This window comes from Paraburkholderia sp. FW306-02-B (genome assembly GCF_058782725.1).
On the sequence record NZ_JBYSXZ010000001.1, the window covers coordinates 4,530,872 to 4,546,789 of the forward strand.

At 60.5% G+C, this 15,918-nt stretch carries 15 protein-coding genes; all 15 read right to left on the reverse strand.

What is annotated here, in order from left to right; translation table 11 throughout:
• Positions 1-111: 111 nt before the first annotated feature.
• The 15 genes from AC3WOG_RS20380 to AC3WOG_RS20450 all read right to left on the reverse strand — a co-directional run bounded on the left by AC3WOG_RS20380 (position 112) and on the right by AC3WOG_RS20450 (position 15,917).
• A complete protein-coding gene (locus AC3WOG_RS20380) occupies positions 112-537 on the reverse strand; it encodes a F0F1 ATP synthase subunit epsilon (RefSeq protein WP_410832283.1) in 426 nt (141 codons plus the stop codon).
• Positions 538-644: 107 nt separating this feature from the next.
• Entirely contained in the window at positions 645-2,039 is a 1,395-nt protein-coding gene (atpD, locus tag AC3WOG_RS20385) for a F0F1 ATP synthase subunit beta (RefSeq protein WP_095417889.1), read from the reverse strand.
• Positions 2,040-2,154: 115 nt separating this feature from the next.
• Positions 2,155-3,039, reverse strand: a complete 885-nt coding sequence (gene atpG, locus AC3WOG_RS20390; RefSeq protein WP_492579599.1) for a F0F1 ATP synthase subunit gamma — start codon at positions 3,037-3,039, stop codon at positions 2,155-2,157.
• 139 nt (positions 3,040-3,178) lie between these two features.
• On the reverse strand, positions 3,179-4,720 hold the full coding sequence (atpA, locus tag AC3WOG_RS20395; protein WP_492579600.1) for a F0F1 ATP synthase subunit alpha: 1,542 nt from the start codon (positions 4,718-4,720) through the stop codon (positions 3,179-3,181).
• Positions 4,721-4,778: 58 nt separating this feature from the next.
• Positions 4,779-5,318 (reverse strand): F0F1 ATP synthase subunit delta, encoded by a 540-nt coding sequence (locus AC3WOG_RS20400; protein ID WP_492579601.1) that lies wholly within the window; start codon positions 5,316-5,318, stop codon positions 4,779-4,781.
• Positions 5,319-5,320: 2 nt separating this feature from the next.
• Positions 5,321-5,791 (reverse strand): F0F1 ATP synthase subunit B, encoded by a 471-nt coding sequence (locus AC3WOG_RS20405; RefSeq protein ID WP_492579602.1) that lies wholly within the window; start codon positions 5,789-5,791, stop codon positions 5,321-5,323.
• Between the two features lie 138 nt (positions 5,792-5,929).
• Positions 5,930-6,199: a F0F1 ATP synthase subunit C gene (gene atpE, locus AC3WOG_RS20410; protein WP_007180033.1), complete on the reverse strand. Its 270-nt coding sequence runs from the start codon at positions 6,197-6,199 to the stop codon at positions 5,930-5,932.
• A gap of 82 nt (positions 6,200-6,281) precedes the next feature.
• Complete coding sequence (gene atpB, locus AC3WOG_RS20415; RefSeq protein ID WP_492579603.1) at positions 6,282-7,133, reverse strand: F0F1 ATP synthase subunit A; 852 nt, start codon at positions 7,131-7,133, stop codon at positions 6,282-6,284.
• Positions 7,134-7,294: 161 nt separating this feature from the next.
• The gene (locus AC3WOG_RS20420; protein WP_492579604.1) at positions 7,295-7,840 is read right to left on the reverse strand and encodes an ATP synthase subunit I; all 546 of its coding nucleotides are present in this window, start codon (positions 7,838-7,840) and stop codon (positions 7,295-7,297) included.
• A 924-nt stretch (positions 7,841-8,764) separates the two neighbouring features.
• Positions 8,765-9,652 carry a ParB/RepB/Spo0J family partition protein gene (locus AC3WOG_RS20425; protein ID WP_492579605.1) on the reverse strand — a complete coding sequence of 296 codons (888 nt, stop codon included), beginning with the start codon at positions 9,650-9,652 and terminating at the stop codon, positions 8,765-8,767.
• Between the two features lie 18 nt (positions 9,653-9,670).
• Positions 9,671-10,462, reverse strand: a complete 792-nt coding sequence (locus AC3WOG_RS20430; protein ID WP_492579606.1) for a ParA family protein — start codon at positions 10,460-10,462, stop codon at positions 9,671-9,673.
• An 87-nt stretch (positions 10,463-10,549) separates the two neighbouring features.
• The gene (gene rsmG / locus AC3WOG_RS20435; protein WP_492579607.1) at positions 10,550-11,233 is read right to left on the reverse strand and encodes a 16S rRNA (guanine(527)-N(7))-methyltransferase RsmG; all 684 of its coding nucleotides are present in this window, start codon (positions 11,231-11,233) and stop codon (positions 10,550-10,552) included.
• Positions 11,230-13,191, reverse strand: a complete 1,962-nt coding sequence (mnmG, locus tag AC3WOG_RS20440) for a tRNA uridine-5-carboxymethylaminomethyl(34) synthesis enzyme MnmG (protein WP_492579608.1) — start codon at positions 13,189-13,191, stop codon at positions 11,230-11,232. Before mnmG ends, rsmG begins: the two co-directional genes overlap by 4 nt.
• Positions 13,192-13,368: 177 nt before the next feature.
• Positions 13,369-14,121: an ABC transporter ATP-binding protein gene (locus AC3WOG_RS20445; protein WP_492579609.1), complete on the reverse strand. Its 753-nt coding sequence runs from the start codon at positions 14,119-14,121 to the stop codon at positions 13,369-13,371.
• Between the two features lie 11 nt (positions 14,122-14,132).
• Positions 14,133-15,917 carry a branched-chain amino acid ABC transporter ATP-binding protein/permease gene (locus AC3WOG_RS20450; RefSeq protein ID WP_492579610.1) on the reverse strand — a complete coding sequence of 595 codons (1,785 nt, stop codon included), beginning with the start codon at positions 15,915-15,917 and terminating at the stop codon, positions 14,133-14,135.
• Between the last annotated feature and the right edge of the window lies 1 nt (position 15,918).

The window sequence follows — 15,918 nt, forward strand, 5'->3', positions numbered from 1 at the left end:
GGATGGACCGCGCTTATCTGAAGACACGATTTTGCTGACCTTTCCGTAAACGTCAAGTAGAAGTCAAAAAAAAGCAGCCACGAAGACTGCTTTCTTTCTGATACGTATTGCTTATTTCTGACCGCGCAGCCTGCGCAGACGCTGGATCGCCGCGAGCTGAGCCGTCGCATACGCCAGTTCCGCTTGCGCGGTTGCGTATTCGAGGTTCGAACCCGTGTTTTGCAGCGCTTCTTCCGCACGCTTGCGCGCATCTTCGGCCTTGGCTTCGTCGAGATCCTTACCGCGGATAGCAGTGTCGGCGAGAACCGTCACTGCACCCGGTTGGACTTCGAGAATGCCGCCGGCGACGAACACAAACTCTTCTTCGCCGTTTTCAGCTTCGATGCGCACCGCACCCGGACGAATCCGCGTGATGAGCGGCGTGTGGCCCGGCAGAATGCCGAGTTCACCCGCTTCGCCCGGCAGCGCGACGAACTTCGCCTGGCCCGAGAAGATCTGCTCTTCCGCGCTGACGACGTCTACCTTGATAGTTGCCATAAATGTCGACTCCTGGTTGAGCGTAGTAAGAGGCGCCGGCTTTGCGTTCCGACACCGTTAGGTATCGATACGCGCGAGGCCGGCGCCCGCTTCGTTACACCCGACCTTTACTGGATCTTCTTGGCCTTTTCGAAGGCTTCGTCGATCGTGCCGACCATGTAGAACGCTTGTTCCGGCAGGTGGTCGCACTCGCCTTCAACGATCATCTTGAAGCCACGAATCGTTTCTTTCAGCGGCACGTACTTGCCCGGCGAGCCCGTGAACACTTCAGCGACGTGGAACGGCTGCGACAGGAAACGCTGGATCTTACGCGCGCGCGCCACGGCGAGCTTGTCTTCCGGCGCCAGTTCGTCCATGCCCAGAATCGCGATAATGTCGCGCAGTTCCTTGTAGCGCTGCAGCGTTTGCTGCACGCCGCGCGTGATCGAGTAATGCTCTTCGCCGATCACGTTCGGGTCGATCTGACGCGAGGTCGAATCGAGCGGGTCCACTGCCGGGTAGATACCCAGCGAAGCAATGTCACGCGACAACACGACGGTTGCGTCCAGGTGGCCGAAGGTCGTAGCCGGCGACGGGTCGGTCAAGTCGTCCGCAGGGACGTACACGGCCTGCACCGACGTGATCGAGCCAGTCTTGGTCGACGTAATACGCTCTTGCAGCTTACCCATTTCTTCAGCCAGCGTCGGCTGATAGCCCACTGCCGACGGCATACGGCCGAGCAGTGCCGAGACTTCCGTGCCTGCCAGCGTGAAACGGTAGATGTTGTCGACGAAGAACAGCACGTCGAGGCCTTCGTCACGGAAGTGCTCAGCCATCGTCAGACCGGTCAGCGCGACGCGCAGACGGTTGCCCGGCGGCTCGTTCATTTGGCCGTACACCAGCGCGACCTTGTCGAGAACGTTCGAGTCCTTCATTTCGTGATAGAAGTCGTTCCCTTCGCGGGTACGCTCGCCAACACCGGCGAACACGGAGTAACCACCGTGTTCCTTCGCGATGTTGTTGATCAGTTCCATCATGTTCACGGTCTTGCCCACACCGGCGCCACCGAACAGACCCACCTTACCGCCCTTGGCGAACGGGCAGATCAGGTCGATAACCTTGATGCCGGTTTCGAGCAGTTCGGTCGACGGCGACAGTTCGTCGAACGCCGGAGCCTTCTGGTGAATACCGCGAACCACGTCCGAATTGATCGGGCCGGCTTCGTCGATCGGGCGACCCAGCACGTCCATGATCCGGCCGAGGGTCGGCTTGCCGACCGGCACGCTGATCGGCTTGCCGGTGTTCTTCACCGTCGTGCCGCGGCGCAGGCCGTCCGATGCACCCAGACAGATGGTACGGACGACGCCGTCGCCCAGCTGTTGCTGGACTTCGAGGGTCAGTTCCGAACCTTCGAGAATGAGCGCGTCGTAAATCTTCGGCATGGATTCACGCGGAAATTCCACGTCGATCACCGCGCCGATGCACTGTACGATCTTGCCTTCTACCAAAGCAGTAGTACTCATCGCTTTTCCTTTAGATACTCAATTCTTCACTCGCGCAAAGGCGCAGTTTCGATGGGGTCGCCTAGACGGGTGCGCCTCACGGTCGCACACGAAGCGGTTTGTTCGACAGTCAAGGTCAGACTGCCGCTGCGCCACCGACGATTTCCGACAGTTCTTTCGTGATCGCGGCCTGACGGCTCTTGTTGTACACGAGCTGCAGTTCGTTGATGACCGTCTTCGCGTTGTCCGAAGCGGCCTTCATTGCGACCATCCGTGCCGACTGCTCCGATGCCATGTTTTCCGCGACGGCCTGATAGACCAGCGCTTCGACATAACGCACCAGCAGCTCATCCACCACTGCCTGTGCATCCGGCTCGTAGATGTAGTCCCACTGCGTGCTCGGCGTCGTGCCGTCTTCTTCCTTGCGCTCGAACTGCTCTGCCGACAGCGGCAGCAGTTGCTCGATCACCGGCTCCTGCTTCATCGTGTTGACGAAGCGCGTGTACGCCAGGTACACCGCCGAAATCTTGCCTTCCGAGTACAGGTCGAGCTGCACCTTCACCGCGCCGATCAGCTTTTCCAGATGCGGCGTGTCGCCCAGATGCACGACATTCGACACCACCTTGGCGCGCAGACGGTTCAGGAAACCCAGGCCCTTGGTGCCGATCGCAGTTGCTTCGATCGTCTTGCCCTGGCCTTCCAGTTCCTTGAACTTCTGCAACGACGCACGCAGCACGTTCGTGTTCATACCGCCGCACAGACCTTTATCGGTCGTGACGAGGATGATGCCCGCCGTTTTCGCGCCTTCGTTCGACACCATGAACGGGTGACGATACTCCGGGTTCGCACGGCTCATGTGTGCAGCGATATCGCGGACCTTGTCGGCATACGGGCGAGCAGCGCGCATGCGCTCCTGAGCGCGGCGCATCTTCGATGCGGCCACCATCTCCATCGCTTTCGTGATCTTGCGCGTGTTTTGCACGCTCTTGATCTTGCCGCGAATTTCCTTCATTCCAGCCATTGCTTGCTCCTTGTCGGCCCGAGTTAGCGCTTTAGCGCTTACTCGGGTCCCATGCAAAGCGATCGAAGCAGCGCGGGTTCAGTTGCCTGCGGCCCGCGCCGCTTCAAGGTCCGTTTATGCCTTGCGGATCACTCGCGGATCAATAAGCGCCGGACTTCTTGAAGTCTTTGAGGGCCGTATGCAGCAGGCCTTCGTCGTCCTTCGAGAGTTCCTTGGTATCTTCGATGCGCTTGATCAGGTCAGCGTGCTTCGTCTTCAGGTAGTCGCGCAGGCCCTTTTCGAACGGCAGCACTTGCGAGACTTCCAGGTCGTCGAGGTAGCCGTTGTTCGCGGCAAACAGCGAGATCGCCAGTTCCCATACTTGCAGCGGCTGATACTGCGGCTGCTTCAGCAGTTCCGTCACGCGGCGGCCGCGCTCCAGCTGCTTGCGGGTGGCTTCGTCGAGGTCCGAAGCGAACTGCGCGAACGCGGCGAGTTCACGGTACTGTGCGAGGTCGGTACGGATACCGCCCGACAGCTTCTTCACGACCTTGGTTTGAGCCGCACCACCGACGCGCGACACCGACACGCCGGCGTTAATTGCCGGGCGGATACCTGCGTTGAAGAGGTCGGTTTCCAGGAAGATCTGGCCGTCGGTAATCGAGATCACGTTCGTCGGAACGAATGCGGTCACGTCGCCTGCTTGCGTTTCGATGACCGGCAGTGCCGTCAGCGAACCGCTCTTGCCCTTCACTTCGCCGTTCGTGAACTTCTCGACGTAGTCTTCCGACACGCGAGCGGCACGTTCCAGCAGACGCGAGTGCAGATAGAACACGTCGCCCGGATATGCTTCGCGGCCCGGCGGGCGGCGCAGCAACAGCGAGATCTGACGGTATGCCCAAGCTTGCTTGGTCAAATCGTCATAAACGATCAGCGCGTCTTGACCGCGGTCGCGGAAGTATTCGCCCATCGTGCAGCCGGCGTACGGTGCGAGGTATTGCATCGCAGCCGATTCCGAAGCCGAAGCGGCCACGACAATCGTGTATTCCAGCGCGCCGGTTTCTTCCAGCTTGCGCACCACGTTCATGATCGACGAAGCCTTCTGGCCGATCGCGACGTAAATACAGAAGAGATTCTTGCCCTTCTGGTTGATGATCGCGTCGACTGCGACTGCGGTCTTGCCGCACTGACGGTCGCCGATGATCAGCTCACGCTGACCGCGGCCAACCGGCACCATCGCGTCGATCGACTTCAGGCCGGTTTGGACCGGTTCCGAAACCGACTTACGCCAGATCACGCCCGGAGCAATCTTTTCGATTGCGTCGGTTTTCTTCGCGTTGATCGGGCCCTTGCCGTCGATCGGGTTGCCGAGTGCGTCGACCACGCGGCCGAGCAGTTCCGGACCCACCGGCACTTCGAGAATGCGGCCCGTCGTCTTGACGATGTCGCCTTCCGAAATGTGTTCGTACTCACCCAGAATCACGGCGCCGACCGAGTCGCGCTCGAGGTTCAATGCGAGACCGAAGGTGTTGCCCGGAAATTCGAGCATTTCGCCCTGCATCACTTCCGACAGGCCGTGGATACGCACGATACCGTCGGTCACGGAGATCACAGTGCCCTGGTTGCGAACGTCTGCGCTCGCTTCAAGGCCCTGGATCCGGCTCTTGATCAGCTCGCTGATCTCAGAGGGATTGAGTTGCATTATTCGCTCCTGATAGTCAATTCTGTTGCGTGCCAGCCGCTGAAGCGCTTCACGCGCTTCAGGCCGTTAGAGCCGTTTGCATGCTGGCAAGCCGCGCGCGGACCGAGGTATCGAGCACTTCGTCGCCGACCGTCACGCGCACGCCGCCGATCAGCGACGGGTCGACTTCGACCGTCGGCTTCAGCTTGCGTTGGAACTTGCGTTCGAGACTTGCGACGAGGTCGTTCAACTGCGCGCCTTCGAGCGGGAATGCGCTAACGATCAGCACATCTGCCGCCCCTTCGCGGGCGTTCTTCAACTCTTCGAACTGCGTGGAGATTTCCGGCAGCAACTGCAGGCGATGGTTATCGACCAGCATTTGCACCAGATTCTTCGCTTGCGCATTGTCCTTGAGCGGCGACTTGACCGCGGCCAGCAGCAGTTCGCTGACCTGGGCGCGGCTCACTTTCGGGCTCGAGGCGATCGACAGCACTTCGGGCAGACGCGCAACCTGTGCCAGCTCCTGCACGAGCGTGGACCAGGCGGCGATGTCACCAGCTTCGGCCACGCCAAACAGCGCTTCTGCGTACGGACGGGCGATGGTTGCAAGTTCGGCCATGATCAGAGCTCGGCTTTCAGTTGATTCAGCAGGTCAGCGTGAGCTGCCTGGTCGACTTCGCGCTTCAGGATCTGTTCAGCGCCCTTCACGGCGAGTGCAGCGACTTCGCCGCGCAGCGTTTCGCGCGCCTTCACGACTTGCTGTTCCGCGTCGGCCTTCGCTTGCGCGATGATACGAGCGGCTTCAGCTTGTGCTTGAGCCTTGATTTCGTCAGCGACTGTCACAGCGCGCTTTTCGGCGTCAGCAATGCGTTGCTGACCGTCGTTGCGTGCCTGGGCGAGTTCCTGGTCGACGCGCTTGTGAGCGGCGTCGAGTTCAGCCTTGCCCTTTTCAGCGGCAGACAAACCGTCAGCAATCTTCTTCGAGCGCTCGTCGAGGGCGTTGATCAACGGCGGCCACACGAACTTCATCGTGAACCACGCGAGGATCAGGAACACGACCATTTGCGCAAACAGGGTTGCGTTGAGATTCACGGTGTTTCCTTAAACGTTGCTAGTTCGGAAAGTGAAACGGCAAGGCGCTCATCGATTCTGGATTCGATCAGCGCCTAAGTGCCCGTTCCGCCCTGCGCCTTTAACAGTTATAGCTCAGGCGCAAACTTCCGAGGAACCTCAGCCTGCCAGCTTCGACAGCAGCGGGTTCGCAAACGCAAACAGCATTGCCACACCAACGCCAATCAGGAACGCCGCATCGATCAGACCAGCCAGCAGGAACATCTTGGTTTGCAGCGGGTTCATCAGTTCCGGCTGACGAGCACATGCTTCGATGTACTTGCCGCCCATCAGGCCGATACCGATACAGGCGCCGATTGCACCCAGGCCGATGATGATGCCGATACCGATGGCGGTCAGACCCTGGATGTTGGCGATGAAAGCTTGCATGATCACTCCTTTGTGAAAAGTCTTTTAGAACTGGTTGGAACTGGGATTTAAAAAACTACGATTCTTTGGTCGACTGCGCAGGTTAGTGCGTGTCGTGTGCCTGGCCGATGTACACCAGCGTCAGCATCATGAAAATGAACGCCTGCAGCAGCACGATCAGGATGTGGAAGATTGCCCACACGCTGCCGGCGATCACGTGGCCGATGAAGCCAAGCACCGTCGTGTCCGCGCCGAAGCTCCAGATGCTGCCGAGCAGGGCAATCAGCAGGAACAACAGTTCGCCCGCGTACATGTTGCCGAACAGCCGCATGCCGAGCGAGACCGTCTTCGCGACGAACTCGATGATGTTCAGTGCAAGGTTCGGGATCCACAGCAGCGGATGCGCGCCGAACGGAGCGGACAGCAGTTCGTGCACGAAGCCGCCGGCGCCCTTGATCTTGAAGTTGTAGTAAATCATCAGCGCGAACACACCGAGGGCGATGCCGAGCGTGCCGTTCAGGTCGGCAGTCGGGACGATGCGGTGGTGCGGGATGACTTCGGAGAGGCCCAGCCAGCCGATCACGTGGCCCGGCAGGTCGACAGGGATAAAGTCGAGCGCGTTCATCAGCGCGACCCAGACGAACACGGTCAATGCGAGCGGTGCGATGAAGGTGCGCGTGCCGTGGATCATCGACTTCGATTGATCCTCGACCATTTCGACCAGCATTTCGACCGCGCACTGGAAACGGCCCGGCACGCCGGACGTCGCCTTACGGGCGGCGAGATGCAGAATGAGGATGGTGGCCAAACCGCAAACGATCGACCAGAAAAGGGTGTCCAGATTCCACACGTGAATGTCGAAAATCGACGTCTGGTGCGCGGTGGAAAAGTTTTGCAAGTGGTGCGCGATGTACTCGGACGGATCCATTGCGCGCGTGCCTTCGCTAGCTGCCATATCGTTAAAGCCACCCAAATTGTCGAAAATCGTCTTAGGCCGCGCCCGCAGCAATTCTGTATTGCGGGAACATGCCGGGCGCGGATCGTGTCATATCCGCGCGCCTTGTGGCGGCGCTGCGCGCCAGCCTGAATTCTTTGGTACTACTTTGTGCTGCTACCTTAGCGCCACGCCAGGGCGATCCAGTACGTCTTGAGCGCGATGAGGTAGGTCACGAGCAGCGGCACCCAGCGTACGTCGTGGTACCAGAAGGCGATGGCTACAAACATCGCGATCGTTGTCCCCATCTTGAGCGCTTCGCCGACCATCCAGCTCATTACTGTTTCGGCGCCGCTCAGCGTTCTAAGGCGTGCCGCGAACAGCGCGCCCGGCACCCAGCAGATCGCTCCCCCCAGGAACGCGGACAGCGCAGCAGCGCCCGGCGGCTTGTAGAACAGCCACCACACCAGCGTAGCACCCAGGGACAAAACCATTTGCGCTGCCACGACCTTGGAAGGCGTGACGCGCGATGGACGACTCACATTGGGACCAAACAGCTTTTCAGCCTCGGCCCGCGTGAGCGGAACGATATTGTTATCTTGCTGCTCGACATCCCACGCATCGTCAGTTGTAACGGGCTGACCGGTGGACGCATCGGAAACGGTGCGTTCTGCGCGGTGTTCGTCGTGCCCATTCTTCGGCGCTTGATTCGACGCTTTGACCGCCATCGCAGTGTTCCGAAAGTCTTGTTCAGCCCGCGAGCTTACGCTGCGCTTACGGGGTTGCCGTGCAATTAAATCCGGGCGATTGTAAGCGATAGTTGCAGGCAATTCAAGACTTTAGGCCGTCCAATAAACTGTGTGAAACCGGCCTTCACCATACGGAAGCGGCGTGTTCGCGCGGTTATTCACGGCAAATGTAAGGCGGCCGGGGGGTGGCCAAATATGCGTGATACGTTGAGCGGGTTTGATCACGCGGATGCGTCGTTTCGACGCTATGGCGTACGTCTCAAAAATGCAACAGAAGTAGATTTTGGTGTGGCACGGTGGACTTGTAGGACAGTACCGGGTAGCGGTGAAGCCGCGACCGGATGTCGACTCTTTTTACAGAGCGCGCATGGTTACCGCGGACACGTTTGTGATGCTGCCCGATGACTACGCGGCGGCTACTGGGTTTTCGGCTGTGTGGCGCGCCTCGCCTGCCCTGCCGCGTTTAAATCGCCCACGGCATCGCGGCCATCTTGCCGGTGTCGGATCGGGAAGTGCTTAACGAAGCATACGACGCCGATACGGACTCGACGCGTGTCGGAGGAGAAGCATTCGCGCAATTGCCAGGCAAATCCAGAATTCGGCGTCCACCTCCCCCATCCGATGGGCTCAGCGTTGGCGCTTACGCGACGGCCAGACAGGACCGCGCAAGTGCGACAAACCCATTGCATCAGGAATCCTGACTATCTGCCGCTGGTTTTGAATTTAGGAATCCGTCAGATATCAATACGGCCCGCAAACAATCAGCGAGCGTGGTGAACCGCCCAAGCTTGCGATTACGGCCACTGCAATGCACCTACCGCTGCCGAACAGCTTGCGAGTGAAATCCATCCAGACGGTTCGCAAGCACGTTCGGCGTTCTTCACGTTCAACTCGCCATCGCGATCAGGCCGTGGCGTTGCCGCGCAACCGGACCAGGATGCCTTCCAGCGCATCCAGGTCGCCGAAATCCACCAGCACCTGGCCGCGGCCGCGTCGGCCGAGCTTGATCTTTACCGTTGCGGCGAGCAAATCGGACAATTCTTCTTCGAGGCGTCGTGTATCACGGCCGCCGTCCTGACTCGCGCGCGCCTTCACCGCCGGCGCCGCCTTGGTGGTGGTGGTCACGAGCTTTTCGGTTTCGCGCACCGACATGCGCTTGTTGACGACCTGATTGGCCAGCGTGATCTGTGTCGCGGCGTCGACGGCAAGCAGCGCACGCGCGTGTCCCATGTCGAGGTCGCCGGCCAGCAGCATCGTTTGCACGGGCGACGCCAGGTTCAGCAAGCGCAGCAGGTTCGACACAGCGCTGCGCGAGCGGCCGACCGATTCAGCCGCCTGCTCATGCGTAAAGTTGAATTCATCGAGCAAGCGCTGAATGCCCTGCGCTTCTTCGAGCGGGTTCAGATCTTCGCGCTGAATATTCTCGATCAGCGCCATCGCGGCAGCAGCCTGGTCCGGTACGTCCCTCACCAGCACCGGCACCTCGTCGAGTCCGGCGAGGCGCGCCGCACGGAAACGCCGCTCCCCGGCGATGATCTCGTACTTGTCCGCCGAAACGGGCCGCACGAGGAGCGGCTGCATCAACCCCTGCGCGCGGATGCTCGCCGCCAACTCCTGCAGCGCGCCCTCGTCCATGCGCGTGCGCGGCTGGTACTTGCCGGCTTGAAGTTTGCTGAGCGGCAGCACATTGGGCGCACCGTCGATCACCACTGCCTCGGTGATATCCGGGCTGCCACCGAGCAATGCTTCCAGACCCCGGCCCAATCCCTTTTTTCTTGCTACTGCGTTCATCGTGCTTCCTCGATCCGCTTAGGATGCCTGGGACGCGCCATTCAGCGCGCGCACCCGCTCAATCATTTCTGCGCCGAACTGCACGTACGCTTGCGCACCGCGCGACGCCCGGTCGAACACCACGCCCGGCAAACCATAGCTAGGCGCTTCGGCAAGACGCACGTTGCGCGGGATCACCACGTCGAACACCTTGTCGCCGAAATGCTCTTTCAGCTGATCGGAGACTTGCTGTTGCAGCGTGATGCGTGGATCGAACATCACGCGCAGCAAGCCGATCACCTTCAGGTCCCGATTCAGGTTTGCGTGCACCTGCTTGATCGTATTGACGAGGTCCGACAGGCCCTCGAGCGCGAAGTACTCACACTGCATCGGAATCACCACGCCGTGCGCGGCGCACAGGCCGTTGAGCGTCAGCAACGACAAAGCCGGCGGGCAGTCGATCAGCACGAAATCGTATTCGCCTTCGACAAGCGCCAGCGCAACCTTCAATTGGCGCTCGCGGCTCTGCACGCTGACCAGTTCGACCTCGGCGCCAGCCAGCTCGCGGTTGGCCGGCAACACGTCGTAATTGACAGCCTCAGGACGCACCCGCGCATCTGCCACCGACACGCCATCCACCAGCACTTCGTAGACGGTGTTCGCGCAAGCGGCCTTATCGATACCGCTGCCCATCGTGGCATTGCCCTGCGGGTCCAGATCGATGAGAAGGACACGCTGTCCCTGCGCTGCCAAGCTGGCGGCCAGATTGACCGTTGTCGTCGTCTTGCCGACGCCGCCCTTCTGGTTCGCAACGCAGAAGATTTTTGCCATCGTTGGTGTGTCCCTTTTGCTGCTTGAGTAAATTGGAAAGCGCTTGCGCTTCTGGTATTCGGTGCGGTACCGGGCTACCGGCCCTTGTCAGCTCTCGGCATCCACCAGCACCTTGATCAAATGCCGCTCAGCGTCGAGTGACGGCACGTTCAGGCGAATGATCTGCTCCACGCGAGTGCCTGCAGGCAAGCGCTCGATCTCGCCGTCCGGACGCACACCCTTCATCGCCCAGATCGCGCCCTGCTCCGCGACCAGGTGACGGGCCAGTGTAACGAAATCCGCGAGCTCTGCGAATGCGCGCGAGACGATTACGTCGAACTTTGCCGGTACTTCGGCGCCGGGCTGTAATGTTTCGACCCGGCCGGTGACAACCGACAGATTCATAAGGCCGAGCTCGGCCTTCGCCTGGGCCTGAAAAGCCGTCTTTTTATGAACGATGTCGTTCACGGTGACGGTCCATTCGGGCAGGACGATGGCCAGCACGATTCCCGGCAAGCCGCCACCGGAACCCACGTCGAGCACCGAGGACGGGCCGCGCGTCGCCAGATGCGGCACGATCGACAGTGAATCCAGAATGTGCTGAGTCAGCATTTGACGCGGATCGCGGATCGCCGTCAGGTTGTAGACCGCGTTCCACTTTCCCAACAAGGCGACATAGTCGAGCAGTTTGCCAAGTTGGGCGTCAGTCAAATCGAGGCCAAGTTCGCGAACGCCGTCCGCCAACAACGGTGCCAACGCTTCTCCGCCGCTTCCCCTCTGGCGTACCGTCATTGCGTCACCGGCGTGCCGTTGTCGGTGCCGGGTTCTGCCGGCTTCGTCGAACGACGTCCAAAGCCGCGCTTCAAGTGGACCATCAATAGCGAAATCGCCGCCGGCGTAATGCCCGAGATCCGCGATGCCTGGCCGATGGTTTCCGGGCGGAATTGCGTCAGCTTCTGGCGAGCTTCGAACGACAGCCCTCTTACTTCCGCATAATCCAATCCCTCCGGCAGACGGGTGCTTTCATGCGCCTCATTTCGCTCGATCTCGTCAGCTTGACGGTCGATATAACCCTGATACTTGATGCCGATCTCGATCTGTTCCTTGATCTGGGCGAGCAGCACGTCGTCCTCAGCCAGCGTTTCGGGCGCGGCACATGTACCTTCCCGCAAACCGCAGACGCCGTCGTAGGTGACGCCCGGACGACGCAGCAGATCGGCGAGGCTGTATTCGTGGTCGATCGGCTTGCCGAGCAACGCAGTCGCTTCGTCGGCCGGTAACGTCTTAGGATTAACCCACGTCGCGCGAAGACGCTCTGTTTCACGTGAAACAGCGTCGCGCTTGCGGCTGAATGCATCCCAGCGAACGTCATCGACGACACCAAGTTCGCGCCCTATTTCCGTCAGACGCATATCTGCATTGTCTTCACGCAAGCTCAGGCGGTACTCCGCGCGGCTCGTGAACATCCGGTACGGCTCCGACACACCGCGCGTAACCAGATCGTCGACCAGAACCCCGAGGTATGCCTGATCGCGACGCGGGCACCAGGCTTCCTTGCCCTGCACGTGCAAGCCAGCATTGATCCCCGCCAGCAGGCCCTGTGCAGCCGCTTCTTCATACCCGGTCGTACCGTTGATCTGACCGGCAAAGAACAACCCGTTGATCACCTTGGTTTCCAGCGATGCCTTCAACCCGCGCGGATCGAAGTAATCGTATTCGATCGCATAGCCGGGCCGCAGGATATGGGCGTGCTCCAACCCGCGCATCGAACGCACGAGTTCCAACTGCACATCGAACGGCAGGCTGGTCGAGATACCGTTGGGATAGAACTCGTTGGTCGTCAGCCCTTCTGGTTCGAGGAAGATCTGGTGCGATTCCTTCGACGCGAAGCGATGGATCTTGTCTTCAATCGACGGACAGTAGCGCGGCCCCACTCCTTCGATCACGCCCGTGTACATCGGCGACCGGTCGAGCCCGCCGCGAATGATGTCGTGCGTACGCTCATTCGTGTGCGTGACCCAGCACGGCACTTGCCGCGGATGCTGCTCGACACGCCCGAGAAACGAGAAGACCGGCACCGGATCAAGATCGCCCGGCTGCTCTTCGAGCTTCGAGAAATCGATCGTGCGGCCGTCGATCCGCGGCGGCGTACCGGTCTTGAGGCGGCCTTGAGGCAGTTTCAATTCCTTCAGACGAGCCGACAGCGATACTGCAGCCGGGTCGCCGGCGCGGCCGCCGGTGTAGTTGTTCAAACCCACGTGAATCTTGCCGTCGAGGAACGTCCCGGCCGTCAGCACGACAGCGCGTGAGCGGAAGCGAATTCCCACCTGCGTGACAGCGCCGACGACGCGGTCGCCCTCCACCATCAGATCGTCGACAGCTTGCTGGAACAGCCACAAGTTAGGCTGATTCTCCAGACGATGCCGGATCGCCTGCTTGTACAGCAGACGGTCGGCCTGTGCGCGCGTGGCACGGACGGCCGGACCCTTCGACGAATTGAGAATACGGAACTGGATTCCGCCCTCATCCGTCGCCGCAGCCATCGCACCGCCGAGCGCATCGACTTCTTTCACCAGATGGCCCTTGCCAATGCCGCCAATGGACGGGTTGCAGCTCATCTGACCGAGGGTTTCGATGTTATGCGTCAGCAGGAGGGTGGTGTTGCCCATGCGCGCCGAGGCCAAGGCGGCTTCGGTGCCAGCATGACCACCGCCGACGACGATTACGTCAAATTCTGTGGGAAAGAGCATCGCGGATCTCACGCCAGATCGTCGCGTGAGCCTTTCAAAGGAAAATGTATGGGCGAATTATAACGGGTTCGGTTTAGGCCCGAATTTCGGCCGAATGGCTCACCATGAAAAAAAAGCGGTGTGTTTCACGTGAAACACACCGCTTTGAACAACAGCGAGCAAACGCAGACTGCGGAATTAAGCCACTTTCTTGGCCAACCCCAGATACGTCTCGATGACCCGCGGATTCTGGGCCAGATCTACTGCGGGCCCTTCTAGCGCCAGCTCCCCAGTTTCCAAAACATAGCCATAGTCAGAAATTTGCAACGCAGCGCGCGCATTCTGCTCGATCAACAGCGTCGCCACGCCTGTTTGCCGCAGCGCACTAATGATGTGAAAAATCTCTTTGACTATCAACGGCGCCAGACCCAGGCTCGGTTCGTCGAGCATCAGCAAATCGGGCTTACCCATCAGCGCGCGGCCAACCGCCAGCATTTGCCGCTCGCCACCGGACAACGTTCCTGCCGCCTGCTTGCGGCGCTCCTTCAGCCGCGGAAACAGCGCAAAAACCGGCTCGAGCTGGTCGAGAAAGTTACGCTCCCCCGCCCGCTTGCGCCGATACGCGCCGAGGACGAGATTGTCTTCAACCGTCATTGTCGAAAACAGCTCACGCTTTTCCGGCACCAGACACATGCCGCGCGCCACCCTTTTTTCAACCGGCACTGCGCTGACGTCTTCACCCTGATAGCGGATTGCGCCCTTGGCGTGTCCAGTCGACGGCAGTGCGCCCATGATCGCGTTGAGCAGCGTGGACTTGCCCGCGCCATTCGGACCGATCACCGAGACGATTTGCCCCGGCCGCACTTTGATCCCCGCGCCATGCAGGGCCTCGACCTTGCCATAGCGAACCGACAATCCATCGACGTCGAGAATGGGTGCAGCGTCACTCATTGTTGTCTCCATCATTCCACCCCGCCCAGATACGCTTCAAGCACGGCCGGATCCTGCTGCACATCCTGCGGCAAGCCTTCCGCGATCCGGGTGCCGAACTCCATGACCACCAGGCGATCGGTCAGATTCATCACGAAATCCATATCGTGCTCGACCAGCAGCACACTCATCCCTTCAGCTTTGAGCCGGCGCAACAGGTCGGCGAGCTGCAATTTCTCCTGATAACGCAGACCTGCCGCCGGTTCGTCCAGCAGCAACAAAGTCGGATCGCAGCACAACGCCCGAGCGATTTCGAGAATCCGCTGCTGCCCCAAGGCCAGGCTGCCTGCTTCGTCGTACATATGCTGCTCGAGTCCGACACGGCGAATCTGCCGGGCCGCTTCCGCCATCAGGCGCGCTTCTTCCGCACCGTTCAGCCGGGCGACGCTGCGCCAGACGCCCGCCTGGCCGCGCAGATGCGCGCCGATCGCGACATTCTCCAGCACCGTCATTCCCGGCAACAGTTTGACGTGCTGGAAGGTCCGGCCGATCCCGCGTTTAACGATTTCACGTGAACTCAGCGCGTCGATCCGCTCGCCGCGGAACGTGATCTCACCGCTGGTCGCTTGCAGCACACCGGTGACCAGATTGAAGGTCGTAGATTTGCCCGCGCCGTTCGGCCCGATCAAACCGATGATCTGCCCGGCGTTCACGTCGAAGCTGACGTCGTTCACCGCCACCAGTCCGCCGAACTGCTTGCGTGCTTTATTGACGGTCAACAGGCTTTCGCCGGCTGCGGGTTTGCTGCGTTGCGGCAACGGATCCGCACGATCCGGCAGATGCGCGCGCGGCCCGCGCGGGAAAAAGCGCGCAACGAACGGCCACACGCCTTGGCGGGCGTATTGCAGCAACAACACCATCAGGATGCCGAACACGATCACTTCGAAGTTGCCGTTTTCACCGAGCAGCTTCGGCAGCAGCGTTTGCAGGTAGTCCTGCAGCACGGTGAGGATCGCCGCGCCGAGCACTGCGCCCCACACGTGCGACACACCGCCCACCACCGCCATGAACAGAAACTCGATGCCGTGGTTCAGCCCGAATGGCGTCGGATTCACCGCGCGTTGCAGGTGTGCGTACAGGAAACCCGAGATCGACGCCAACACTGCTGCGTAGACGAAGATCACCACGCGCATCCACCCCGTGTTCACGCCCATCGCTTCGGCCATCATGCCGCCGCCGCGCAATGCGCGAATCGCCCGCCCCGGCCGGCTATTAAGCAGATTTTGAACAGAGATCACCGCGCCCAGCACGACCAGCCAGATCAGGTAGTAGATATGCCGGCCGGACTCCAGATTGATGCCAAAAACATTCAACACCGGAATGCCGTTGATGCCGTCGTACTTGCCGAGCATCTCCAGATTGCCGAACAGATAGAACAGCGCGAGTCCCCACGCGATCGTGCCGAGCGGCAGAAAGTGACCGGACAGGCGCATCGTCACGAGCCCCAGCATCAGCGCGATCAACGCCGTCACCACCACGCCCGCGATCAGCGCGAGCCACGGTGACACACCGTACCGCGTCGTCAGATACGCGGTCGCATACGCGCCGATACCGACGAACGCCGCCTGCCCGAAGCTCGTCATCCCGCCGATACCGGTAAGTAGCACAAGCCCGATCGCGACGATCGAATACAAGCCGATGTAGTTGAGCAGCGTCACCCAGTACTCGGGCACGTGGATCGGCTGCGGCAACACCGGCAGCGCGAACAGCACCACGAGGAACAGCCAGAAGAACTTGTTTTGCATGATTCGTTTCATC